This window comes from Streptomyces hilarionis (assembly GCF_024539675.1).
Taxonomy (GTDB): domain Bacteria; phylum Actinomycetota; class Actinomycetes; order Streptomycetales; family Streptomycetaceae; genus Streptomyces; species Streptomyces hilarionis.
In genome coordinates this window covers 15,493-38,742 of record NZ_JAHHIT010000044.1, presented here as the reverse complement: position 1 = coordinate 38,742, position 23,250 = coordinate 15,493, and the positions used below count along the sequence as shown (strand labels likewise).

The following is a 23,250-nucleotide window of genomic DNA, read 5'->3' as shown; positions in this document are numbered from 1 at the left end:
CCCCCAGCGCCCAGGGCATGCCTGCCCTGGGCGCACCGCTCTGCTGCCCCGCGCCCGGTCACGGTGTCTGGTGGCGGTACAGCCGTCCGTGGTTGCGCCACCAGAGCACCTTCCCGTCGGGTCCGCGCACGAAGTCGGAGCGCGTGCCGATCGGCCGGCCCTCGGCGTCGAGGTCGAGTGCGAAGTCCCGCTTGTAGAAGGCGGCTCCCAGCTCGGTGGTCGGGTCCTCGACCGAGTCCTCCTCTTCGGAGGCTGCTTCGTCCTGCCCGGCCGGGCCATGGGCCTTCTGGCTGCCGTGCAGCCGTCCGTCCTGACGGGTCATCTCGGTGACGACATCCTCCATGGCGCCCTCGTCGTTGATCCGCTGGGCCATGTACCGGCCCTCGTAGGGCGCGAGTTCCTGGCCGCGCAAGGCCATGGCCGTGGCCGGCAGGTTGGTCACACCCGCGTACCGGTTGAGGGCCCAGTCGTCGGTGAACAGCTCGTCCCTGAGCCGCGTGCCGCCTTCCGAGTTGGTCAGCAGCGTCAGTGCGAAGCCGCGGCTGGGAACCATCATGAAGCCGGAGATCTGGCCCGGCCAGGTCCCGCCGTGCTGCACGACGCGGCGTCCTTGGGCGGTCGGACGCAGCATCCAGGTGACTCCCATGCCGTCGAGCTCCACGACCAGCGTGCCGCCGGGCCCGGGAGTGGAGCGCATCTCCTCCAGCGATTTCCGGCTCAGCACGCGTGTTCCGTCGGGGGCCGTACCGTCCCCGAGGTGGAAGCGGGCCCAGCTCAGCTGGTCGCGCACACTGGAGATCAGGCCGCCGGTCGGTGCGAGGCTGCGCGGCTGGGGCCAGAAGGCCGGTTTGAGCACGGCCTTGCCGTCGACGACGTCGTGCGACGCGGCGACGTTGAAGCCCACGATCTCGTCGCTGGAGAAGCGGGTGTGGTCCAGGCCGAGGGGATCGATGAGCAGTTCCCGCACGGCTGCCTCATAGCTCTTGCCGGCCACCACCTCGATGATCCGGCCGGCCACGCACAGGGCCGCGTTGTTGTAGGCGAACACCTTGCCGGGCTCGGTCAGTTGAGGAAGGCGCGCCATGGACGCCACGAAGCGGGCCAGTGCGTCGTCGCCGGGACCGAAGTCCTGGTAGTCGTCGCCCAGCCATCCGGCACTGTGGTTGAGGAGCTGGCGCACGGTGACCTGCGACGACGCGAACGGATCGGCCACCGCGAAGTCAGGGAGGTAGCGGCGTACCGGGGCGTCCAGTTCGACTTTGCCGCGCTCGGCCAGCCGCATCAGCGTCGTGCCGGTGAAGGTCTTGGTGGTCGAGCCGACCCGGAAGACGGTGTCGCCGTCGACCGGAACCGGGTGGTCGACGTTGGTGACGCCGTAACCCTTCACGTACTCCTGGCCGTTCAGAAGGACGCCCACCGCCGCGCCGGGAATCGCGTACGTCCGCATGGCCTCCTCGATCTTGGCGTCGAGGGCGCTGAACAGGGGGTTCCCGGTGCCGCCCGTGCCGCCTCCCTGGGGCGCGGACCGCGGGGATCCGGCCGCCGGCGGCGCGGTGGCCAGCGAGGCGGTCGCGCAGCCGACGGCCGCGGTGCTGAGAAAGCCGCGGCGGGACCACCGTGGGGCCCCTGGACGTCCGGGCGACACGGCGGAGCGCGGAGTGTCGGAGCCGGCCGGGAGCAGATCCTCACTCACTGGTACCGGCTCCCTCGCCGTCGATGGCCAACGACGGCGGTTTCACGGTGTTCACGCAGCTGGTGTCGGGGTGCTCGGGGTCGTCGAAGAAGGAGGTGATCACCTTCGCCCCGCACGGCGTGTCGTACGCGCCGTGGGCGACGCCGGCCAGCGTCACGACGGTGGAGCGTGAGAGCGTCCGGGCCACGTAGCGCCCCCACTGCGCCCCGGTCTGCGCGTCGAAACTGCCGGAGACGGCAAGCGTGGGAATGTCGCTACGGGTGACCTCGCGCACGGAGTCGGGCGCCTTCGGAACCTTCCAGACCCCGCATGCCTGGCGCAGGAACGGCAGCTGGGGCGCCTGGGCCAGGACCGAGCCCGGGAGGTCGGGAAAGGCCTGCCGGCCCTTGGCGAGCTGTTCCTGGGGTGTCTCGAACGGAACCCACTCGCTGCACCAGACGCTGAGCGACAACCCGTGAGCGAACTTCCCCTGCGAGCCGGGCAGCCAGGCGGACGCCCACTGCTCGGCGATGCGCTCGGGGACACCGTGGGCCAGCTCGTCCACCCCCACGGCGAAGGTCTCGGGAGCGTGACTGGCACGCACCATCCAGTTCAGCAGCGCACCGCCGTCGAGGACCACCTTCACCCGGCCGGCCTGTGGCACCGTCACGTGCATGGTGACCGGATGAGCCTCCAACTGACGCACCATACGCAGGTAGGTGGCGCCGATGTCCGGGTAGCGCTGCCGGCAGGAGGCCTGCGCCGCGCAGGCGCTCACGATGTTGTCGAACGCCTCCTTCATGCTGCTCCACGTCCATCCGGGCGTCGCCACGGACGGCGGTACGACGCCGTCGACCGTCACGGAGCGGACGCCTTCGGGGAACATGCGCATGTAGGTCAGCGCCAGTTGCGTGCCGTAGGAATGCGACAGGACGTTCCACTCCCGGATTCCCAGGACCCTGCGCAGATCCGCCGCGTCGGCGGCGTTCTCCCGGGTGTTGTAGGCCGCCAGATCGATTCCCTGGGCCGCCAGCCGGTCGTGGCAGCGAGCCGCAGCCTGGGCGTAACGGTCCCCGGTGGAGGGCGCGTTGTAGAGGAGGTGGACGCGCTCGCCGTAGAACTGGTCGATCTCGGGACACGTCAGCGGCCGTTCGGACGAGTACGTCCCGCGCTGGGACAGGACGATCAGATCACGGTCGCGGTTCAGCCCCGCCTCGGTCAGTCCCGTGATGTCTGCCAGCGCGTCCGCGCCGGGGCCGCCGGTGAAGAACACGATCGGGTCGGCGTGCGGCTTCGGGGACGCGGAGCGCACGCGTGCAACGGCCAGGCGAATCGTGCGCGACGACGGGCGGGCCCGGTTCTCCGGGACGACGAGGTAGCCGCAACTGGCGCCCTCCAGCTCTCCGTACGTGGTCGGGCAGGGAGCGGGCGTGAACCGCGACGACGGCAGGGCACGCGCCGCAGCAGGCTGGGGCAGGGCGAGGACGGTGCCCGGGAAGATCCAGTGGCCCCGGTCGCTGGACGGGTATCCGTGCCGCAGGGCCTCACGCTCGATGGTCTGCCGGTTGAGGTCGTAGACGCTGTCCCACCGCATGGGGTCGCCGAGGGCCTGCTGGGCCATGTCCCACAACGTGTCGCCGGAGGCGACGGTGCGCGTTCCGCCCTTCGCCCCGGCAAGCGCGCCCCCGCCGGCCGGTCGTCCCGGCGACAGGCCGGGCTGCGGCCGGCTCGACCGGCTGGTGGCACCCTCCCCCGCTGCCGGCTTCTGGCGCGTGGGGGCCAGGCCGGATGCGCCGTGGGCCGGAACCGCGGTGAGCATCGTCAAACCGGCCAGGAACATGGCGGCTGCGGCAGCGGAGCCGCGGTTGCGTATGGACATGTCGTCCTTTCGAGGAGTGCCGGTGGCTCCGCGAGGGAATGCCTGCGGCTCCGCGAGGGAATGCCGGGGGCTGCGCGCGGACACCGCTCGACGCGTCACACATGGTCGGGGTCGTCAGACGCCATCCTGCAAAGCCGATGCGCGCCCCGCACCGCGGCAGGCCCAAAGGGGTCAGGCAGACCCTTGCCCCGGCTGCCGCTGTAGCCGCTGCCACACTTGGCGCGCTGCCCGACCGCGCGCACCTCCGCCCTGCGGACCGCGCGCGCGGGACGGGCGGCCCGGCGAGCCCTTTCCACTCCGCCACCGTGCCTCGTACGGCGCCTTTGCAGAGCCTTTTACGAGGCCATCGGCCGGCGCCTCAGCGCGCGAAGACCGCCGTCGCCACCGGCACTGCCAGCAGCAGGCTGAGCCCGATCAGGGGGAGCCGGTCCAGCCACAGAATGGCGGCGAATTCGCGCAGGGTCGCGGCCAGCCAGTACGTGGGAGACGTCGGCGCGCCCACGACGTGCACGGGCACGCCGACGCGGCGGGCCAGCAGGGTCGTGCGATAGACGTGGAAGCCGCTGGTCACCACCGTGGCACGGCGGCCGGGAGTGGCGCCGTCCATGAGGGCCACGCTGAAGCGGAGGTTCTCCCCGGTGTTGACGGAGCGGTCCTCGCGCACGATCCGGTCGGCGGGCACTCCGCGTTCGCGCAGATAGTCGGCCATCGCCTCCGCCTCGGAGCGGACCTCGTCGTCGCCCTGGCCGCCCGAGACGACGAACACCACACCCGGCGTGTCCGGTGCGCGGGCGGCGTCGAGCGCGAGGGCGCGGTCCAGCCGGCGGGTCAGCAGCGGGCCGGGCCGGTCGCCGTTGAGCCCGGCGCCCAGGACGACGACATGGGTGGTTTCCGGCAGAGGGGTGCTGCGGCCCCGGACGCACACATAGCCGGCGAAGACCAGGAAGAGCAGGGTGAGATATCCCGCGGCCGCGTTCACCGCCACCACCAGGGCACCGAACGCCTCGCCGCCGGTCGCGTAGAAGACCGCGTCGAGGCCGAGTACCACCAGCACCGCGCAGCCGGCGGCCCCGGTCGCCAGCAGGGCCGCCTGCGGTCCGTAGCGCCGGACCAGAAGGACACCGTCGGCCACCAGCAACAGGCCCACAACGAGCGCCAGGAGCAGCGCGGCCAGGGCGAGAACGGCGGCGAGGGTCGGGTGGGCTGCGGCCGTGCGAGCGGCCACGCCGAGCCCGGCAGAGGTCGCCGCGAGGCAGAACAGGACGGCGGTGGAGAACCGGTGTGGCGCCAGCAGGGCGTTGACGACTCCGCCCGCGGCGAAGACGACCGCCGCGAGATATTCCGGGTACTCCGGCATGTGCCGCACCGCTCCGCTCTCCCACCCGCCGGGCCCCTGCCCGCACCCGCCCGTGTCTCGTCGTCCCGGGACCCCGGACGGTACGGACGGCTGCCGGCCATCATCCCAGACCTGCTGGAGTGCGCCGAACGCGGGCTTGTCATGGGCCCATGTATGCAGGGGTACCGGACGGTCAAGCGGGGCCGGCTCGGCGCGCTCGGTCTGGTACCGAATGCCGCCGTGCTGTGCACGACCCGCCATCTGGCCGCCGCTGTCGAGGAGTTGCGGACACTGCCCGCCGATGAGCGCGAGCACGGCGTCCTGGACGACAACGTCGCCCGCGTCTCCCCGGTCAAGCACGCGAACCGCAACATGCTGGGCCGCTATGGCTTCCGTGCCTTCCCGCTCGACGGAGGCCTGCGTCCGCTGCGCGACCCGGGTGCGGGCGGTCTCAACTAGGACGAAGAGGAATGAGAGGAGCCAACGGGTTCGGCAGGCGGCCCGGTCAGCCGTACATCGCCACGCAGTAAAGAGTCGCAAGCGCGCGGTCGATGGGGTGGGGCTGCGGCTTGCCAGAGGAGTCGAGCCTGTTCCACTCTGGAGTCGGGACCTCAGTGGAGCGGTCGTGGCGAACTGCCCTCCTGCTTCGCGGCCTTCTCTAAGATTGCTGCCATGCTCACGACCACGAGAGGGACGCTTCGCGTCTCGGGGGTCCTCGTTGCTCTCGCCGCGGTGACCAGCGGCTGCGCGCGGGACACGCACACCGGCACCGCGGACGACTCCTCGACGAAACGTGCCTCCACGTCCGCGCCGGCGTCGCACCGTGGACTGGGTGACATTCTCGTCGGCGGGCAGGCCGTCACCGGTTCGCAGTCCACCAACCTCGCGAAGGTCCCCTACCGGCGCACGTACGCGGACGGCCCGCTCTATGCGCCGGTCACGGGCTATAGGTCGTTGGCCTTTGGCAACACGGGTCTCGAGGCCCTGTACAACGACTCCCTGACTTCCGGCGCGCCGCGTGACGTCACGACAACCATCGACCCCGTCGTTCAGAAAACCGCGTTCAACGCGCTGGGCGACCAGCAGGGCGCCGCCGTAGCGCTAGACGCGAATTCCGGAAAGCTTCTCGCCCTCGTGAGCACCCCTTCCTACGACCCTGCGCAGTTCAGCGGCAACAGTGAGAAGGACGCCCAGGCGTGGAAGTCGGCCACCGCCGACAGCCGTTCACCGATGCTCAACCGGGCCCTGAAGCAGGCCGATGCGCCGGGGACGACCTTCAGCGTCGTCGTCGCAGCCGCAGCCCTGGATCAAGGCCTGTACGCAACGGCGGGCGACGCCACCGTCAGCCCGCTCACCTATGTGCTCCCCCTCTCGACCAAGCGAGTGAAAGGCGCATCGTCGCAGTGTGAGAACGCCTCGATCACAGTGGCGCTGCGCCGCTCCTGCACCAACGTGTTCACCAAGATGGCCGTCGACCTCGGGCAGAACCGACTACGCGCCGCGGCGCAGAAATTCGGCTTCGACGACGACACCCTCATGGTTCCCCTTCCCGTTGCCACAAGCACCTCCATCCGTGACGACACGACGGCCCCCGAGACGGCCCTTGCCGGGATGGGGACCGGCGACGTCAGGGCAACTCCGTTGCAAATGGCGCGAGTCGCCGCAGCCGTCGCCAACGGCGGTCAAGTGATGGCCCCGCGCCTGGTGGAAGAGACTGCGAAGGCGGACGACGCCACGCAGCAGTCGCAGGCCGCTGACGGTGCTGTCTCCATCAAGGCGATGTCGCGGAGCACTGCTGACGCGTTGCGGGCGGCCCTCGGGAGCAACGGACAGACGGGGTGGGTCCCCTGCGGCAGGGGGAACTCGGCCGCCTCGTGGTTCATCGGCCACACCAAGGCGACCAACGGTCGGCATATCGCCGTAGCCGTCCGCGTCGGCGGCCTGCCCTGCGCGGCCGACGCCGACGCGGTGGGCGGCGGCCGGGCGGCGGCCGAGGCGGCGAAGAAAATCCTCGCGAGCGTCTCCTGACATCGGCCGGTCACTACGCGGCGCTGCATCCCCAACGGCGTGATCCGGGGAGTCACTCAGCCGATGCTTGGGGGCCACTCGCCTACTCAACCAATCGAAAGTGCACGATGGCGATCGTGTCGGTCGGCTCGATCCGGGAGTAGTGGAACCGCAGTCTGTCGTGAAGCTCGGCGAGATCACGGAAGCCGTCCGCCCGGGCGTCCGACTCGCTCAGCTGGGCAACCGTCTTGGCCGTGACCTGCGTGACGAGTCCCGGCAGCGTCACCTCGTCGTCCAACTCGAACACCAGGCTCACCGGGCCCGTCCCCACCGGGTCCCGGAAACGGATCGTGGTCGTCTTCCGCCCCGCGCGTACGGCGTCGAGATAGTCGGGGTGGAAGTACAGGGTCTGAGACGCCGTTGAGTGCTGCCTTGAAGTGCTGTCGTTCATTCGGCGCACCCTAACCGAACGGGCAGACCTTGCGCGCCCACAATCCGGTGGATGACTTCGGCCTCGAGTGCTGCACAATTCCGGTCACAGCAAGGGAGCTTGAGCGCGAGGTCACCGGTAGCGGCACCGGCGTCCGCGGTGGCCGTCTTCGAACTCCTCGACCCCTTCGACCCCCTCGAACTCCGCGAACTCCTCGATGGGTGCCCTCGGCGCCCAGGCGTGGGTCGCGGTGCCGGTGCCGACCCCTTCCGACATTTACATAGACTATAAATATAAACTTGCTATGCTTCGTGCATGAGTCGCCAAGACACCGCTCCCGGCGCGTCCGCCGCCATCGGGGCTGCCCTCTACGGCCTGGCCACCAGAGCCGCGCGGCGCCTGCCCCGGGACATGAGCCTGACGTCCGCCGCCACCCTGGCCACCCTGGACCGGACCGGTCCGCGGCGCATCACCGATCTGGCCGCGGTCGAAGGCGTCACTCAGCCCGCGATGACCTCCCTGGTCCGGGTGATGGAGGAGTCGGGCCTGGTCGAGCGGCGGGGCGACGCAGCCGACAAGCGGGTCACGCTGGTGTGCCTGACCGAGGCCGGCGCTTCCTACGTCCGGACACGGCGCCAAGCGGGCGTCCACGCGCTCGAGCGGTTGATCGGTCAGCTCACCGACGACGAGGTCGAGGCACTGGTGGCAGCCCTCCCGGCGCTGAAACATCTGGCAGAACTCGAATACCGGGACCGCGAAGAGCCGAAGCAGTGACCGGGCAGCCGGTCGACGGGGCCGCGGTGAAGGGGGTCCGTGCGGCGCGTTCCGAGGCGGGGTTGCTGGTTCCCGCCCTGATGTTCATCTCTCTGGTGGTGGCGGCGGTCGCCAGCCTCGGGACGCCGCTCATCACCAGCGTCGCGACCTCGTTCCACGTCTCGCTCGGCAGCGCGCAGTGGACGCTGACGGTCGCGCTGCTCAGCGGGGCCGTCGCCACGCCGGTCCTCGGCCGGCTCGGAGCCGGCCCGCACCGGCGGGCCACGATCCTCGCCACGCTCACGGTGGTCGTCGCGGGCAGCGCGCTCACCGTGCTGCCGCTGCCGTTCCCATGGCTGCTGGCCGGCAGGGCGGCCCAGGGCGTCGGGCTCGGACTGACGGCGCTGATGATGGGCGTGGCCAGGGACCATCTCCCCGAGGAGCGCAGCGCGGCGGCGATCGCCCTGATCTCGGTGGTCTCGATCATCGGGGCCGGCGTCGGCTACCCGCTGGCCGCCCTGCTCGCCGAGCTCGGCGGGGTGCGGGCCGCCTACGGCTTCGGCCTGGTCGTCACCGCCGCCGCCCTCCTGACCGCGTGGCGTTCCATGCCCGAAGCCCCGGAGGGCCGTTCCGCCCGGGTGGACGTGGCGGGCGCGGTCGTCCTGGCCGCCGCGCTGTTCCTGGTGCTGTTCCTCGCCGGCGAACGGGGTCTGTGGAACAGTCACCTTGCTGTGGCGGGGAGCCTCGCCGTCGTCGCGGCGGCGCTGCTCTGCGGCTGGACCGTCATCGAGCTGCGCAGCACGACGCCCCTGGTCGATGTGCGGGCGGTGCGGCATCCGGCGGTCGCCGGGGCGAACCTCGCCATGTTCGTCGGCGGGATCGGCATGTACCTCCTGCTCACGCTCATCACCCGGTACGCGCAGACGCCGCACGGCGCCGGCTACGGCTTCGGGCTGACGACCTTCGTCGCCGGGCTGGTCCTCGTCCCGTTCTCGGTGCTGGGGTTCGTCGCCGGCAAGCTCACCCCCCGACTCCGGACCCGGATCGCCGGCCCCCTGCTCCTGGCCGGCAGCGCCGTCGTGGTCGGCGGCGGGTTCGCCCTGTTCGCGGCGGCCCGGTCGGACCTGGTCGAACTGTTCGCGGCGATGGGCGTGCTCGGCTTCGGCGTCGGCGGCTTCTCGGCCGCGATGCCCGGCGTCATCTTGGCCGTGACCCTCAAGAGCGAGACGTCCAGCGCCATGAGCTTCAACTACGTGGTCCGCAGCGTCGGTTACTCCCTGGGCAGCGCCATCGGCGGCCTGATTCTCGCCACCGGGACCGGCCCCGGCCGCCTCTTCCCCGACGACGGCGCCTACACCACCGCGGCACTGGTCGGTATCGGCTGTATGGCGGTCACGACACTGGCAGGCCTCGCTCTCGCCCGCCGACACTTGTCCGAGACTCATCCGTAAGAGCCAGACTCACTCATCCCCACTCCGGAGGTTCCATGCCCAAGGGCTACTGGGTCAGCGCCTACCGCACCATCGCGGACCCTGAGAAGCTGGACGCCTACAACGCGCTGGCCGCTGCGGCCGTCAAAGCCGCGGGCGGTCGGACCCTCGTCCGTGGCGGTCGGGTCGTGGCACACGGCGCCGGAATCGCCGAGCGCACCGTCCTGGTCGAGTTCGACAGCTTCGAGCAGGCCGTGGCGGCGTACGAGAGTGCGGCCTACCAGGAGGCGCTGGCCGCCCTCGCCGACGGCGTCGAACGCGACTTCCGCATCGTCGAAGGCAGCGACTGACGGAGGCCAGGGGACCGAGTGCGGCATGGCGGCATCCGCTGAACCATCCTGGACAAGGCCGACCGGGCCCGCAACCGCAAGTAACGCGGCTCGCTTGGCGGTCGGCCGCCGAAGTTCGACCGGATGGACGACCACGAGCGTTACGCCGTCAAGTGCGGTACTGACCGCCTCGAAAAGGCGCCGGGAAGCCACGCGACACGACACGTTCGCGGTGCGCCACGAGGCGACGGTGTCGCGGCCGTCAACGAGTGGCCGTGACACCCCTTGCGGCAGGACCTCAAGCGCCTTTCTCAGCCAGCGCCTTGATTCCGCAAAGGGTGGCTTCCATCCCGGCGCGCAGCTCCTTCAGCCGGAAGGCGATGATCTCCTTCTCCCGGTCCGGCCAGCGTTCGAGGGCCAGCGTGACTCCGCTGCGGGCCGGCCCGATGCGGGCCGACTGCCGCAGTCGGGTGCCGCCGCCCTCGGCCTCGAGTTCGTAGCGCCAGGACGCCATGGAGGTAGCCGGATCCGACGTCGGCTCGCCAAACCGGCCGTCCGCATCCGTGACCGCCCAGGCGAACACCTGTTGCTCGTCCAGCTCGACCACATGGGAGACGGTCCGCCACTCGCCGAGCTGCTGGTGATGGTTGTAGCCCTCGAAGCACGCACCCACCAAGGGCCGGTCCGCGCCGTCGAGCCATTCGACCCGCTGTAGTTCCGGGCTGAGCCGGGCAGGCAGGCGAATGTCGGTCACCAGATCCCAGACCCGCGGGACAGCTGCCTCGACATGAACATCACAGTGCACGCTCGGACCGTCGATATAGCGCACGTCGCCCCCTCGATGTCGGATTCCCTGATGATCCACGGCCTTGATCCACTTTCACAACAGGCCGCCCTGGTCCGACTCCTGATCATCGCGCCTTCGGGACGGCGCTGCTTGGGCACTGAGCCCACGGTGGCCTTTCTCACTCGGTCCGTCCGCTGGCACAGGGACGCGAGGCCGCCTGCCGGCGGGTGAAGACAGTCGGGGTGGAGCCGGCGCGCCGGTGCTCGTCGTCGCCCCGGCCGCGCCGCGTCCTCGATGCCGGCGCGCGGTGCCGTGTACCCGTATGGCACGCCGCAAGAACGTGCGCGGGGATGTCGATCCCGGCAGGCTCTGTTCGACGCAGGGGTGAGAGAAGGCCGTCGACACGAGAGGCGAAAGCCATGCCCAAGGTCCGCGTACACAACGTCACGATCTCCCTCGACGGCTTCATGGCCGGTGCGAACCAGCGACTGGACGCTCCGTTCGGCGACGGTGTCGGCTGGGGTGACGACCTGCACAGCTGGTTGATCTCCGCGGCGACGGACTCCGCCGCGGGGAAGAGCGGAACCGACGTCGACTACTTCGCCCGAGGCGAGCAGAACATCGGTGCCACGATCATGGGGCGGAACATGTTCGGGCCGCAGCGCGGGCCCTGGGAGGACGAGTCCTGGCAGGGCTGGTGGGGCGACAACCCGCCCTACCACCACGACGTTTTCGTGCACACCCACCACGTGCGCCCGACGCTGGAGATGGCGGGCGGAACGACCTTCCACTTCACCGACGAGCCGTTGGAGACGGTGTTGCAGCGTGCGTTCGACGCGGCGGGCGGCGAAGACGTCCGGATCGGCGGCGGCGCGGCGGTCATCCGGCAGTATCTGGGCGCCGGGTTGATCGACGAGCTCCACCTGGCGATCGCGCCCTTGCTCATCGGGCGCGGGGAGCGGTTGCTCGACCATCTGGGGGACGGGATCGACGGCTACCGGGTGTCCGAGCTGGTCGGCTCGCCGACCGTCACGCATGCGGTGCTGGTCCGCCGCTGACACGCGGGCAAAGGGTCGCCGGGGTGGGTGGGCGGGCTGCCGCACCGCCTCGGTGGACGCCCGGCGCGGGTGACGGGTTTTCCGTTCGCTGTGAGGCCCGTCACTTCGACGTCGAGGGGGGGCGGCCCGCGTCGGCCGCCGCCGCGTCCATGCGGGCCCGAGTTGAACGAGACACTGCGGCGGGCGAGGCCCGCCCGTGGGAGCGGAGGCTCAGAAGAGTTCCACGCGGGTCACGTTGACCAGCGGCTGCGTGAAGATCTGGGCGTCCAGCAGTCCCTGCTCGATCTGGTGCTCCGCCTCGAAGAAGCGGTTGTCGCGCAGGAGCACCCCGCCCAGGAAGGGCATGTTGATGCTGCCGGAGCCGTCCACCGGGAACGAGCCGGAACTCGCATCGATGGTGCCGTCGGGGTTGAGCATCCGCACGAAGAGCTTGTCCCCCGGCTGGATGGTGTTCTCCAGGTCCACCCGGTCGCCCCGCATCCCGAGATTGACGGTGACGGTGGTGAGGATGCCGTCCGTCACGAACCGGTTCTCGATCTCGGCCCGCAGGTCCGGCGTCAGGGGCTTGCCCTCGGCCAGGATCATGTTCAGCGAGGGAATCCGCAGCAGACGGCTGGCGTCGACCGCGTAGTCGTGCGAGAAGTCCGTCACCACCCCCGCCGCGTCCCGTACCTCGACCTGGACGATCTCCCCCAGTTCCAGTGCTGTGGCCGACATGGTCGTTCCTTTCCCGGTGCGCCCGCCGCCCGCTCGGACCGGCTCGGGCCACCATCAGCGTCATGCCCGTCAGCGGCTCCGCCGAGGTACCGGGGCCGCCGGCTGCGCGGTGATCCGCGAGCGCGGACGGCCGGCGTGGCACCGGACAGGACGGCAGTCGTGACCGGCGGCGACGTGCGGTCCGTACCGTCCTTCGACGGTACGGACACGGCGTCAGCGCACCGTCATTCCGTCGTCATCGACAGCGGCCCGTGAGGGACACCGCGAGCGGGCCCCTCCCCCGGCGGTTCCGCAGCAGAGCCGCGTGCTCACAAGTCCACGCGACGGCAAGGGCGTTGACCTTCACCGACGTCCTCCGCCCCGGCGGTCCACAGCGCCGGACGCGGCCCGCCCTCTCGGTCGCGGAGGGTGGCCGCCCCTGCTAGCGTCGACAGGAGGAGGGGCCGAAGCAAGCACGTCACACGCGCATCGGGATGACGTCGTGGCCGGTTCACCAGGTGAGGAACTCCTCGCGGCAGTGCGCACGCAGTGCGTGGTCCTGCTCGACGCCGCACGACGCTCCCTGGAGTCGGCGGGCCGACTCGAACCCCTCACGGCCGCGGGCGACGAGTGGGCCGGTACGGCCCTCGCCCCTCATCTGCTCCAACGCCTGCCGGACGTGGACGCCGGTCAGCCCGGCGTCGCCGCCCTGCTGCGCGGACTCGGCCGCCTCGGCACACCGGAGGCCTCCGGGGGCCCGGTCCACGTCGGCCTGCACGGCTGGGACGCGGCCGGCGGCCCGGGGCAGGGACGGGGGCCGGCGCTCGCCCTGCGGGTCGACACCCCCGGCGGGACTCCCCTGGCCGCGGCCGTCGCGGTCACCGGCGGCCCCGCCGGCCCGCTGCTGTGGGTCGTGGCGTCGGGCTCCGGCGCCGCCGAGGGCGCGGTCGTGGGAGCCGACGGGGACATCACCTGCTCGGCGAGCGGGACCCTGGACGGCCGGTTACTGCTGACCTGCACCCTGGACGGCACGGTCGAGGTGGTGGAGGCGAGCCCGGGGGACAACGTCTCGCTCACGCTGTCCGGCCGGCCGGCCGACCTGCTGGCCGCGCGCGGCGTCGGGCTGCGCCTGGGCGACGCCGCCCTCCAGTGCGACATCGTCGTCGGCGCCGAGGGAGGCGCCCACGCCAAGCTGGACGCCCGCCTCCCGGCGGCCGCCCTCGTCTTCGACACGGGCATGGCGCAGGCACTGCTGGGGCGTCTGGAGCTGCCGGTGGGCTTCTCGTTCGGTCTCGCCGAGGGCGGCGCCCGGCTCAACGACGACCCCGGGCTCAAGGTGTCCCTGCCCACGCCCGGCCCCATCGGCCCCCTGGCGCCCAAGGCGCTCGCGGCGATCCTGGGATTCGAGCAGGGAGCGGAGGCGCTGACCCTGCGCCTCGGTTTCGAGGCGGACGTGCGCACGGCGGTGTCGGCCGTGCCCGCCCAGGCCGCACTGGACGGCCTCACGACGACCCTGCCCGTGCGGCTGGGCGCGGAGGCCCTGGGCCCCGACCTCGACGGCATCACCGGAGGACCGCCGGACGGCGTCTCGATCGCGGTCACCGCCGGGCCGATCGCCGCGGCCGGTCTTCTCGACCTCGGCAGGCCGGGCGAGTACACGGGCGCGCTGGTCGTGCGGATCCCGCCGATGTCGGTGAGCGCGTTCGGCGTCCTCGGCCTGCCCGACACCTCGACGGGAACCCCGCTGTCGTTCCTGGTCGTCCTCGGCGTGCGCTTCCCGCTGCCGGGCATCCAGGTCGGCTTCGGGTTCGCCGTGTCCGGGGTGGGCGGCATCCTCGGAGCGGGACGCCGTATCGACCGGGACGCGCTGATGGCCGCCGTGGCCGACGGCCGTGCCGCCCCGCTGCTGTTCCCCGCCGACCCCGGAGCCGCGCTCGCCACCCTCGGCGACACCATGTCGGCCCTGTTCCCGGCGTGCCCGGGCAGATTCGTCGTCGGGCCGATGTTCGAGCTGTCGTGGGGCGGGCGGCTGCTGCGGCTGGCGCTGGGCGTGGTCGCCGAGCTGTCGGTGTCGGCGGGCGACGGCGGCGACGCGGCCCCGCCCCGGTTCACGGTCCTCGGCAAGCTCACCTTGATGGTGCCCGACGAGGTCGCGCCGCTCATCACCGTGCAGGCCACCCTCATGGCCGACATCGACATCGCCACACCGGCCTTCACCGCGTTCGCGAACCTGACCGGTTCGCAGCTGGCCGGGCTGCCGCTGACCGGCGACCTGTACCTCCTCGTGCGGGGCGGCTCCGATCCGGCGTTCGTGTTCAGCGCCGGAGGACTGCACCCCGCCTACCGGGCGCCCGCCGGGGTGCCCGCGCTGCGGCGCATCGGGATGCGGCTCGGGATGCCGCTCGTGGAGCTGCGCTGCGAGGCGTACGTGGCGGTGACGTCCAACAGCGTGCAGTTCGGCGCCCGCGTGGAGCTGTCCGCCGAGCTCGCGGAGTGCGGGCTGTCCGGGCACTTCGGGTTCGACGCCCTCTTCGAGTGGGACCCCTTCCACTTCTCCGTCCACGCGTCCGCCGCCGTCGCCGTGGAGGTGATGGGCGAGACCCTCATGGGGGTGTCGCTGGACCTGCTGGTGGAAGGTCCCGCGCCGTGGCGGCTGAAGGGAACGGGCCGGGTCGAGACGTTCCTGTTCGACGTGCCCTTCTCGATCGACGAGACCTGGGGCGGTCCGCCGCCGGTGGGGCAGCCGCCGCCCCGCCTCGGGGACCTGCTGGCCGCCGAGTTCGCCAAGCCGCAGTCCTGGCGGGCGCAGGCCGCCCCCGAGGTGCTCGCGGGAGTGCAGCTGACGCAGGAGGCCGCCGACGGCATCGCCGCGGGCACGGTCGTCCACCCGCTGGGCACCCTCCAGGTCCGCCAGCGCCTGATGCCGCTGGAGGTGCCGATCGACCGGTTCGCCGGAGCCGGCGTCCCCCGGCAGACCTGGTCGGTGTCCGAGCCCCGTCTCGTGCGCCGGGACGCGCAGGCGGTCGTGAGCGACGCGACCGACATCCGCCCCGTGACCGAGCAGTTCGCCCTCGGACAGTTCCAGACCCTGTCCCACGAGGAGCAGCTGAGCCGGCCGGCGTTCCAGGACATGGCGTGCGGGGTGACGTTCGGCGCGGGAGGACTGCAACACGCCGACGGGCCGCGGACCGTCACCCTCGAATGGGAGGTCAAGTCCTTCGTGGCGGAGGGGGACGAGGCGCTGGCCCCGCTGCGGACCTGGGACGGCCTGTCCGGGGTGCAGCAGATGCCGCTGGGCGAGCGGTTCCGGCTGGACGACTGGCTGCGCCCGCCCGACGAGCGGGTGGAGACCGGCCCTCAGCCCCTCACCACGGCCTTCGCGTCCGACGTGGCACCCACCGCACGCGTCGCGGACACGCCGTCGTTCGCCGCCGAGGCGCAGGCCCGGGCGCTCGCGGCGACCCTGGACGCCGCCGCCTCCTTCGGCCGCCTGGCCTCGGTGTCCGTCGTGGAGACCTGGGAGCTCGTGTGATGACGTCGCTGCGCTTCACCTCTCACGTCCGGCCCGCCGTCGGCGCCCGGCTCGGCGCACCGCCCGCGGGCGAGGTGCGCCACCGGCTGACCTCGGCTCTCACCCTGACCGCCACCCCGCAGGACACGGCCGAGGTCACCGGGCCCGAGCTGTCCGTCGTCGGCCCCGAGTCGGTGATCGGCGTCGACCCGGGACTCTTCGGACGCCGTACGCCCGCGCCCGGGGTGACCGACGCGGTCGCCAACGACCTGGTGTCCGTCGACGTCTCGGCCGTGGACCTGCCGTGGCGGTTCACGGCCCGGGCCGCCGACGAACAGGGCCGGCTGCGGCCCTGGATGGTGCTCGTCGTCGTCGAGGCGTCGACCGGCCGGCTACAACCGGGCGCGCCCCTGCCGGTGCTGCTCACCCGGCGCCGGGAGCTGCCCGACCTGTCGGAGTCCTGGGCCTGGGCCCACGTTCAGTCGGCCGTCGCCGACCCCGCGGACGCGGGCGCGGTGCCCGGAAGCGACATCGCCCGGCTGGTCTGTCCCCGTCGGCTGACGGCCGGGAGGCCCTACATCGCCGCGGTGGTCCCCGCCTTCGGGGCGGGCGTGGCGGTGGGCACCGGCGCCGACGTCGATCCGGAGACCGCTTCGGGGCCCGCGTGGACCGTCGCCGCGCCCGGGGACGGCCCGGACGACCCCGTGAAGCTGCCCGTCTATCTGACGTGGCAGTTCTCGACCGGTCCCGAGGGCGACTTCGAGCAGCTGGTCTCGCGGATCGCGCCGCTCGAGGGCGAGGCCGCCGAGGGCTTCGGCAGCAGGCCCGTCGACGTGTCGGCGCCCTGGCCCGACGAACAGCCCGACCCCGCGCGGGCCGGCGCCGTCCTGCACGTGCAGGGCGCGCTGCGCGACATCTCGGCGTCGGGCGAGACCCCCGCGCCGCCCGAGAGCGCCGATCTGCGCGAGGCCCTGGCCGACGCCGTCGACGCCGGCGCGCCGGCCGTGCCCGCGGGCGGTCGGGGACCGGCCCGGCCCGGCGCGCTCGCCCCGCCGCTCTACGGCGGCCCCCACGCCGGACGCGAGACCGTCGACCGCACACCCGGCGCCGAGGACCAGGACTGGCTGTCCGCGCTCAACCTGGACGTACGGCACCGCATCGCCGCGGGCCTCGGCGCGGAGTTCGTCCGCCGCAACCAGGAGGAACTGATGGCGTACGCCTGGGAGTTCGCCGGAGCCCTCCGCGAGGCCAACCGCGACCGCGCCCACGGGCGCCTGTCCGAGCGGGTCGCCGCCTCCGCGCACCGGCGCCACGTGGCCACGCTGACCTCCGCCGAGCTGGTGGCGCTGAGCGCACCCGCCCAGCACCGCGTCAGGTCGGTGCGCCGGGCGCAGCTCAGTGTCACGGCCGGCGCCGAACTGCACGTGAGCCGGCTCGCCGACGGCTTCGCCGGCACGGCCTTCGCCCGGCTGACCCGGCCCAGCGGTCCCGTCGCCCGCCGGGCCGTCGCACCCGCCGGGGCGTTCCCCGGGTCCGACGAACACATGCCGCGCAACGTCCCGCGTCCCATCGGCCTGGCCCGGGCCCTGACCGACGCGTCCGCCATCCGCGGGCTGGCCGGCGCGGTGTCGGTGCCCGTGGCGGCGGACGTGCTCCAGGAGGTCCCGCCACCGCCCGCCCAGCCGGTCGCGGGCCTGGTCTCCCTCCAGGTCCAGGCGGTGTCCGCCGCGGAGGACCGGCTGCGGGCCACGCGCTCGCTCACCTCGCTGGAGGTCGTGCGTCTGGTCGCCGAGGCCAACGGGTACACCGCGCCCGCCGCCACGATCGACAGCGGGCTCGACGGCCTTCCCTTCCGTGCCTCCCTCCGCGCGGCCGACGCCTCCGAGGCCGTCTCCGCGCTCGTCGACACCGGGACGGCCGCCATGGCGGCCGGGTCCCTGCGGACCACGCTGGCGTCGCTGACGGACCGCTCGGCCTCCGACGAGCAGGGCCACCTGCTGCTGCACCAGGGCTGTGGACCCGATGTGGGAGGGGCGGGCGTACGCGTCGACGCCGAGGGGTTCCGCCAGCGCCTGGTGGACGGGATGAACCCCGACGGCCTCGTCGGCGCGCGCCTCGCGCAGCGGGTGGCGCTGCCGTCCGGCCTGGGGGACCCGCACAGCACCGAGGACCTGACGCGCGCACCGGACTTCCCCGCGCCCCTGGCCATGGCCCTGCTCGCGGACGCGCCCGACTGGTTCCTGCCCGGGCTGTCGGCCTTCCCCACGGACCGGGTCCGTCTGGTCGCGGCCAACGCCCCGTTCATCGAGGCCTATCTGATCGGCCTCAACCACGAGATGAACCGGGAGCTGCTCTGGCGCGAGTACCCCAGCCACCGCCGGGCGACGACCTTCCGGATGTTCTGGCCGCACCCCGACGGGGCCCAGGACCTGCCGCAGATCGCCCTGTTCGCCGGCGGCCCGCTGGGCAGCCATCTGTCGGCCGACGCGGGCGAGTTGGTGATCCTGCTGGTCAGGGCCGAGCTGCTGCGCCGCTATCCCAGGACCCTGCTGTTCATGGTGCCGGCCCGGGCGGCGGACGACGGGAGCCCCGCGGGACTGGAACCGGACACCACGCGCTGGAGTCCGCCCGTCTTCGCCCTGCCCGTCGACGCCGCCACCACCGCCTACGCCTTCCGCGGCTCGCCGTCGGAGATCGTGGGGCCGCCGGGCGCCTACTTCGTGTTCCAGGAACACGCCTATCAGATGCGGTTCGGCTTCGACCTCGACGAGGCGCCCCTGAACAGCTGGAACGATCTGTCGTGGCCGCTCGTCGCCGACGCACGCGGCTTCGCGTCCGTGAACCGGGCCATCGCCTCCCCCGCGGGCAGCGACCTGGCCTGGGGTGCGGACGCCGCGCAGACGGCGGCCATCGCCCTCCAGCGGCCGGTGCGCGTCGCCCGCCATGCCTCCGAGCTGGTGGCGCCATGAGCGGCGAGGACGTCACCAGGGCCAGGTTCGCGGCACGCGCCCAGTACCGGGCGAGCGAGGCCGCCCAGCGCCGCCACTCCGACCTGGTGGCCTGGCAGACCTCGGCGTCCAAGGAGCTGACGAGCCTGGGCTCCGCGGAACACCTGGCGGAGCGACGGGACCGACTGGCCGCGTTCCTCCCGCAGTTGGAACAGGACGTGAACGCAGCCAAGCAGGCGATGTCCGACGCCGAGGCGCTCAACGACCTCGCCGCCCTCCAGCTGGCGCAGGCCCTGACGGACGCCGAACCCCTGTGGCCGGCGGAGGACCCCCTGCTGCCCGTCGCCCTCTTCCCCCTGCGTCTCGAAGTGCGGTACGCGCCCGTCGACGCCGGCGTCGAACTGTGGATCCGGGCCTACCCGGACGACGTGCACGTCGACGCCTTCCAGCCCGGACTCACCCCGCGCGAGGCCGACGCCGCCATGACGTACTGGCGGACCGTGTGGGACCTCGACCCCGCCGCGGACGCGACGGCGGCGGCCTGGGACCGGGTGCTGAAGACCCTCGGCGCGGCGCGCGCCGCCTGGGCCGTGGAGAGCCTGCGCCCCCCGGTCCCGCCGGGCACCGCACCCCTGGAGTTCCCGCAGGTCCCCACCGCGCCGGAACACGCCACCCGCGCCCCCGGCTCGCTGCTGCTGCCCGAACGGCTGGTGTTCTCCGGGTACCGGCAGGACGCGCTGCGCTGGCGCGTCGAGGGCGAGCCGATCCCACCGGACCTGCCGCTGGGTTTCGACCCCGCCGCGGTCGGAGCCCAGGCCCCCGACCCGGCGGGCGACAAGGTGCCCTGGACCGGACCGAGCCGCTGGCTGATCGACTTCGACGAGGCCGTGCGGGTCGGGATGGCGGTGCGGGTGCCGCTCACGGGCGGCGACCTGGCACACGATCTCGTGACCGCGGTGGGTGTGCGCACGTCGGCCGGCGCCGACGAGGACGCGGCGAAGGTGGCCGACGCCCTGCGCTCCCACCAGTACACCCGCGGCCTGGCCTTCGTCCCGCCCGGCGCCCCCACCAACAACACCCCCCGCAGCCGCTCCTCCTGGTCGAGCCGCCCCGTCATGCGCCGCCCGGAGGAGATGGCCGAACGCCGCGCCGCGCACGATCCCGACGGTCCCTCCGACGCCGCGCGCCTCGCCCGTGCCCTCGGCATCGACGGACGGCCGGTGCTCGCCCTCGCCGACGGCGACGCCTCGCACGAGGAGCCCCGACGACGGGCCGCGCAGCGCCTGGTGACCCTGACCGCGGCGATCAACGGATGGGGACAGGCCGTCTCCACGGAGGCCGACGAGACACAGGAACCGACCGCCTGGCCCCTGGCGCTGCGCGAGGCACAGCCCCTCATGGACCACGCGCTCACCTGGGTCACCGGCCGCGGACCCCTGCCCACCGTGCGGTTCGGCAACCAGCCGTACGGCGTGCTGCCCGTCAGCGCGACCGAGCTGTGGCAGGGCGACGACGTCCCCGTCCTGGCCCTGGTGGCCGTCCGCTCGCTCCTCGACCTGGCGGCCCGCGAGCCGGTCGGCGCGCGGATCGGCGCCGGTCCCGACCAGGACGCCGCCTTCCTGGACGTGCTCAGCCGGGTGCCCCGCTCACCGACCGTGAGCCTGACCTCGTTCGACATCGACCCCGAATCGACCCAGCCCACGGTGTTCGGCTGGATCGACGCCCAACTGGCCGCCCGGGGAGTCGTCCCCAGCGACACCCCCGGCCGGGGCATCCGCACGGCCACCGAGCCGAGCGACGCACTCACCGCCCTGCTGGCCGGTGACGTCTTCTCCGCGGTCGCCGAGCTCGTCGCCAAGGTGCGGGCGGCGCAGGACGCGCCCGCGGGGCAGGAAGTCGACCTGAACGCGGAGTTCGACGCGTTCCAGGCACGCTTCGGCAGCGTCTTCCCGGAAGGCGACGCCGTCAGCCCCAGCGTGTTCGTCCAGCTCGTGTGCGGCGTGGGACTGTTCTGGGGGCTGCTCCTGCGGGGCGGCATCGCCGCGAAGATCCGCGAGCTGCGCGACGCCGGCCAGACGGAGGCGGCGGACCTGTGGGGCGAACTGATCGCCGCCATGGACGACTGGTCGGCCCAGGTCGAACTGCTGCGCCCCGCCACCGCCGAGGACCTCTTCCGCGTCGACGCCCACATCGCCGAAGCGACCGACCTGATCACCCACCGCGTGGACGCCTGGGCCACCTCCTTCGCCACCCGACGCCTTCAGTCACTGCGCGCCGAGAATCCGACGGGCCTGCGCGTCGGGGCCTACGGATGGCTGGAGAGTCTCGCGCCACAGGCGCCGGGGCATCGCGCCGCCGCGGACGGCTGGGTCCTGGCGCCCTCGCTGCACCACGCCGTCACGGCGGCCGTGCTGCGCTCGGGCTGGCTGGCCCACCGCCACCGCGAGGCCTTCGCCGTCGACCTCACCGCGGCACGCATCCGGCGGGCCCGCACCGTCCTGGAGGCGGTGGCGGCGGGCCGGCCCCTCGAAGCCGTCCTCGGCTACCAGTTCGAACGCGCCCTGCACGACCGCCACCTCGACCACCTCGTCCGCCGCTTCCGCAAGAGGTTCCCGCTGGCGCGGGTGCCCGACGCGACGACCCCCGAAGGACAGCGCGAACAGCAGGCCGTGGGCGCCGGGCAGGTCGTGGACGGCGACCTGCTGCTCCGCGGCCGCGCCCTGCTCGCCCAGAGCCCTGCGGACGAGCTGTTCACGGGAGTGTCCGACGAGGACCGCGCGGCCGTCCTCCAGTTCTGCGCGGACCTGGAGGACACCGTCGATGCCGTCGCCGACCTGCTGACGGCAGAAGGCGTCCACCAGCTGGTGGGCGGCCGCCTCGAGCGCGCGGCCGAGTCCGTCGACGCCATCGGCCGCGGCGAACCGCCCCCCACCGACCCCGAGGTCCTGCGCACACCCCGCCGCGGGACCGGCGTCCACAACCGCTTCGCCGTGCGGCTGCCCGCCGCGCCGCCGCCGGCCCAGGAGGACGGATGGGGGCCGGGCGGCGGCCTCGCGGCCCTCGCCCCGCAGGCGGAGGCGTGCGTGCGCGGCCTCCTCGGCCCGGCGAACGACCGGCAGTTCGCCGTGCGGGTGCCCGGCGCGCCCGGACAGTCGTCCCAGGTCGCCATCGTCGGCGTCGCGGCCCTCGGCCTGAGCGCCCTCGAAGCCGTCGCCCAGATCACCGAGCCGATCGCGGCCTGCCCGGCGGCCCGACGCGCCCTCGCCCAGGTCGCCGCCGAGACCGGCACACCGCTGGAACTGCTCGATCACGTCGACAGCCCCGACATCGACGACCTCGCCTGCCTGGCCGACCAGGCTCGCGGCGTCCTCGCGGCCGCAGCACCACTGCTGCCCGGCCACCTCACCGACGAGCCCACCGCCGGCTGGGACACGGCCGACCTGACGGACCTCCACACCCGCGTGAGTGTCTGGACGGACGGCGTCGACCAGGCGCTGTCCACCCTGCGCAAGACGGCGGCGGCACTGGCGGGCGGCCCGTCGCCGACCGCGGCGGCGGCCGTGGACGCGGCCGTGTCCGCCCTGTCCGGCCTCGGCGTCGCCGCGGCGACCGCGTTCTCCGCCCCCGCCCCCGAGGCCGGCGCCGACGCCGACCGGGCCCGCGCCGTCGCCGACTCCGCCCTCGCCCTGGCGCAGGCCACCGAACGGCTCCTGCCGGCCGCCAAGCCGCCGCCCGACGAACCGGACGCCCGCGCCTCCTGGTACACGGACGTCCTCACCGCCGTCCGCGCCCTCGTCGGCGACTGGTTCACCCTGCCCCTCACCTGGCCCGCCCAGCACGCGAGCGACGTCCTCTCCGACGCCCAGCGCCCCGCCGACGCCACCGACGACGCCGTGCGGGACTGGACGGTCGGCCGCCACGGCGTCCGGCCCCGGCTCGCCGCCGCCGACGACCTCCTGACGGCCGCCGAGATCCTCGCCGGCGCGACGCCGGCGCCCACCGTGGTGGGCCAGGCGCCCTTCCGGACGGGGGCCGCGTGGATCGGGCGGGCGCCGACCACCGAACGCCGCGCCGCCACCGTCGTCCTGCGCGACGCCTCCCGGGGCCTGAACACCGCCCCCGACGGCACGGAGCACTGCGCCGGACTGATCCTCGACGAGTGGACGGAGACCCTGCCGTCTCCCCCGGGCGCGTCCGGCCGGCCGGAGGAGATCGCGGCCGCCGCCTTCCACGTGGACCGCCCCGACGCCCGCGCCCCGCAGGCCGTGCTGCTGGCCGTGCCGCCCGACACCGCCCGCCCCTGGGTCCTGGAAGATCTGCACGCCATCGTCGAGGAGACCTTCACCCTGGCCCGGGTCCGCACCCTGGACCGCCTCGACCTGCCCGAACTGGGCCGCGCCGTGCCGTGGTGACG

Annotated in this window: 16 protein-coding genes; 9 read left to right on the top strand and 7 right to left on the bottom strand. The window is 73.1% G+C overall.

The window, feature by feature from the left end; all coding sequences use genetic code 11:
* Nucleotides 1-58: 58 nt before the first annotated feature.
* The 3 genes from KMS84_RS10275 to KMS84_RS10265 form a co-directional block, all read right to left on the bottom strand.
* Nucleotides 59-1,693: a serine hydrolase domain-containing protein gene (locus KMS84_RS10275; RefSeq protein ID WP_256915809.1), complete on the bottom strand. Its 1,635-nt coding sequence runs from the start codon at nt 1,691-1,693 to the stop codon at nt 59-61.
* The gene (locus tag KMS84_RS10270; RefSeq protein ID WP_256915808.1) at nt 1,686-3,551 is read right to left on the bottom strand and encodes an alpha/beta fold hydrolase; all 1,866 of its coding nucleotides are present in this window, start codon (nt 3,549-3,551) and stop codon (nt 1,686-1,688) included. Before KMS84_RS10270 ends, KMS84_RS10275 begins: the two co-directional genes overlap by 8 nt.
* 358 nt (nt 3,552-3,909) lie before the next feature.
* Entirely contained in the window at nt 3,910-4,908 is a 999-nt protein-coding gene (locus tag KMS84_RS10265; RefSeq protein WP_256915806.1) for a YdcF family protein, read from the bottom strand.
* Nucleotides 4,909-5,061: 153 nt separating this feature from the next.
* Here KMS84_RS10265 and KMS84_RS10260 point away from each other — a divergent pair, with 153 nt between their 5' ends.
* Together KMS84_RS10260 and KMS84_RS10255 are read left to right on the top strand one after the other, a co-directional pair.
* A complete protein-coding gene (locus tag KMS84_RS10260) occupies nt 5,062-5,346 on the top strand; it encodes a transposase (RefSeq protein WP_256915805.1) in 285 nt (94 codons plus the stop codon).
* 213 nt (nt 5,347-5,559) lie between these two features.
* Complete coding sequence (locus KMS84_RS10255; protein WP_256915804.1) at nt 5,560-6,915, top strand: penicillin-binding transpeptidase domain-containing protein; 1,356 nt, start codon at nt 5,560-5,562, stop codon at nt 6,913-6,915.
* Between the two features lie 82 nt (nt 6,916-6,997).
* Here the strand turns inward: KMS84_RS10255 and KMS84_RS10250 are convergent, their stop codons facing one another.
* Both KMS84_RS10250 and KMS84_RS10245 read right to left on the bottom strand, forming a co-directional pair.
* Nucleotides 6,998-7,345, bottom strand: a complete 348-nt coding sequence (locus KMS84_RS10250; protein ID WP_256915802.1) for an ASCH domain-containing protein — start codon at nt 7,343-7,345, stop codon at nt 6,998-7,000.
* A gap of 111 nt (nt 7,346-7,456) precedes the next feature.
* Nucleotides 7,457-7,600: a hypothetical protein gene (locus KMS84_RS10245; RefSeq protein WP_256915801.1), complete on the bottom strand. Its 144-nt coding sequence runs from the start codon at nt 7,598-7,600 to the stop codon at nt 7,457-7,459.
* Between the two features lie 39 nt (nt 7,601-7,639).
* On the opposite strand from KMS84_RS10245, the gene KMS84_RS10240 reads away from it, so the two are divergent.
* Genes KMS84_RS10240 through KMS84_RS10230 form a run of 3 tightly spaced genes read left to right on the top strand, consistent with a single transcriptional unit; the run spans nt 7,640 to nt 9,857 of the window.
* A complete protein-coding gene (locus KMS84_RS10240; RefSeq protein ID WP_256915800.1) occupies nt 7,640-8,098 on the top strand; it encodes a MarR family winged helix-turn-helix transcriptional regulator in 459 nt (152 codons plus the stop codon).
* A complete protein-coding gene (locus KMS84_RS10235; RefSeq protein ID WP_256915799.1) occupies nt 8,095-9,528 on the top strand; it encodes an MFS transporter in 1,434 nt (477 codons plus the stop codon). Before KMS84_RS10240 ends, KMS84_RS10235 begins: the two co-directional genes overlap by 4 nt.
* A gap of 35 nt (nt 9,529-9,563) precedes the next feature.
* Nucleotides 9,564-9,857, top strand: coding sequence for a DUF1330 domain-containing protein (locus KMS84_RS10230; RefSeq protein ID WP_256915797.1), 294 nt, complete (start codon nt 9,564-9,566; stop codon nt 9,855-9,857).
* Nucleotides 9,858-10,134: 277 nt separating this feature from the next.
* On the opposite strand, the gene KMS84_RS10225 is transcribed toward KMS84_RS10230, so the two are convergent.
* The gene (locus KMS84_RS10225; protein WP_256915796.1) at nt 10,135-10,665 is read right to left on the bottom strand and encodes an SRPBCC family protein; all 531 of its coding nucleotides are present in this window, start codon (nt 10,663-10,665) and stop codon (nt 10,135-10,137) included.
* A 377-nt stretch (nt 10,666-11,042) separates the two neighbouring features.
* Here KMS84_RS10225 and KMS84_RS10220 point away from each other — a divergent pair, with 377 nt between their 5' ends.
* A complete protein-coding gene (locus tag KMS84_RS10220; RefSeq protein WP_256915794.1) occupies nt 11,043-11,681 on the top strand; it encodes a dihydrofolate reductase family protein in 639 nt (212 codons plus the stop codon).
* Between the two features lie 210 nt (nt 11,682-11,891).
* On the opposite strand, the gene KMS84_RS10215 is transcribed toward KMS84_RS10220, so the two are convergent.
* A complete protein-coding gene (locus KMS84_RS10215) occupies nt 11,892-12,398 on the bottom strand; it encodes a polysaccharide biosynthesis/export family protein (RefSeq protein WP_256915793.1) in 507 nt (168 codons plus the stop codon).
* 481 nt (nt 12,399-12,879) lie between these two features.
* Between KMS84_RS10215 and KMS84_RS10210 the strand changes: the two genes are divergently transcribed.
* The 3 genes from KMS84_RS10210 to KMS84_RS10200 are packed head-to-tail and all read left to right on the top strand — an operon-like array spanning nt 12,880 to nt 23,248.
* Nucleotides 12,880-15,909: a DUF6603 domain-containing protein gene (locus KMS84_RS10210; RefSeq protein WP_256915791.1), complete on the top strand. Its 3,030-nt coding sequence runs from the start codon at nt 12,880-12,882 to the stop codon at nt 15,907-15,909.
* Nucleotides 15,909-18,857 carry a hypothetical protein gene (locus KMS84_RS10205; protein ID WP_256915790.1) on the top strand — a complete coding sequence of 983 codons (2,949 nt, stop codon included), beginning with the start codon at nt 15,909-15,911 and terminating at the stop codon, nt 18,855-18,857. Before KMS84_RS10210 ends, KMS84_RS10205 begins: the two co-directional genes overlap by 1 nt.
* Nucleotides 18,854-23,248: a hypothetical protein gene (locus KMS84_RS10200; RefSeq protein WP_256915788.1), complete on the top strand. Its 4,395-nt coding sequence runs from the start codon at nt 18,854-18,856 to the stop codon at nt 23,246-23,248. Before KMS84_RS10205 ends, KMS84_RS10200 begins: the two co-directional genes overlap by 4 nt.
* Nucleotides 23,249-23,250 lie beyond the last annotated feature (2 nt).

What these genes read in the sequence shown, in the direction of transcription:
- KMS84_RS10240 (WP_256915800.1), top strand. Translation starts at nt 7,640, where the DNA reads ATGAGTCGCCAAGACACCGCTCCCGGCGCGTCCGCCGCCATCGGGGCT.
- KMS84_RS10215 (WP_256915793.1), bottom strand. Translation starts at nt 12,398, where the DNA reads ATGTCGGCCACAGCACTGGAACTGGGGGAGATCGTCCAGGTCGAGGTA.
- KMS84_RS10270 (WP_256915808.1), bottom strand. Translation starts at nt 3,551, where the DNA reads ATGTCCATACGCAACCGCGGCTCCGCTGCCGCAGCCGCCATGTTCCTG.
- KMS84_RS10245 (WP_256915801.1), bottom strand. Translation starts at nt 7,600, where the DNA reads ATGTCGGAAGGGGTCGGCACCGGCACCGCGACCCACGCCTGGGCGCCG.
- KMS84_RS10250 (WP_256915802.1), bottom strand. Translation starts at nt 7,345, where the DNA reads ATGAACGACAGCACTTCAAGGCAGCACTCAACGGCGTCTCAGACCCTG.
- KMS84_RS10255 (WP_256915804.1), top strand. Translation starts at nt 5,560, where the DNA reads ATGCTCACGACCACGAGAGGGACGCTTCGCGTCTCGGGGGTCCTCGTT.
- KMS84_RS10220 (WP_256915794.1), top strand. Translation starts at nt 11,043, where the DNA reads ATGCCCAAGGTCCGCGTACACAACGTCACGATCTCCCTCGACGGCTTC.
- KMS84_RS10200 (WP_256915788.1), top strand. Translation starts at nt 18,854, where the DNA reads ATGAGCGGCGAGGACGTCACCAGGGCCAGGTTCGCGGCACGCGCCCAG.
- KMS84_RS10265 (WP_256915806.1), bottom strand. Translation starts at nt 4,908, where the DNA reads ATGCCGGAGTACCCGGAATATCTCGCGGCGGTCGTCTTCGCCGCGGGC.
- KMS84_RS10230 (WP_256915797.1), top strand. Translation starts at nt 9,564, where the DNA reads ATGCCCAAGGGCTACTGGGTCAGCGCCTACCGCACCATCGCGGACCCT.
- KMS84_RS10205 (WP_256915790.1), top strand. Translation starts at nt 15,909, where the DNA reads ATGACGTCGCTGCGCTTCACCTCTCACGTCCGGCCCGCCGTCGGCGCC.
- KMS84_RS10260 (WP_256915805.1), top strand. Translation starts at nt 5,062, where the DNA reads ATGCAGGGGTACCGGACGGTCAAGCGGGGCCGGCTCGGCGCGCTCGGT.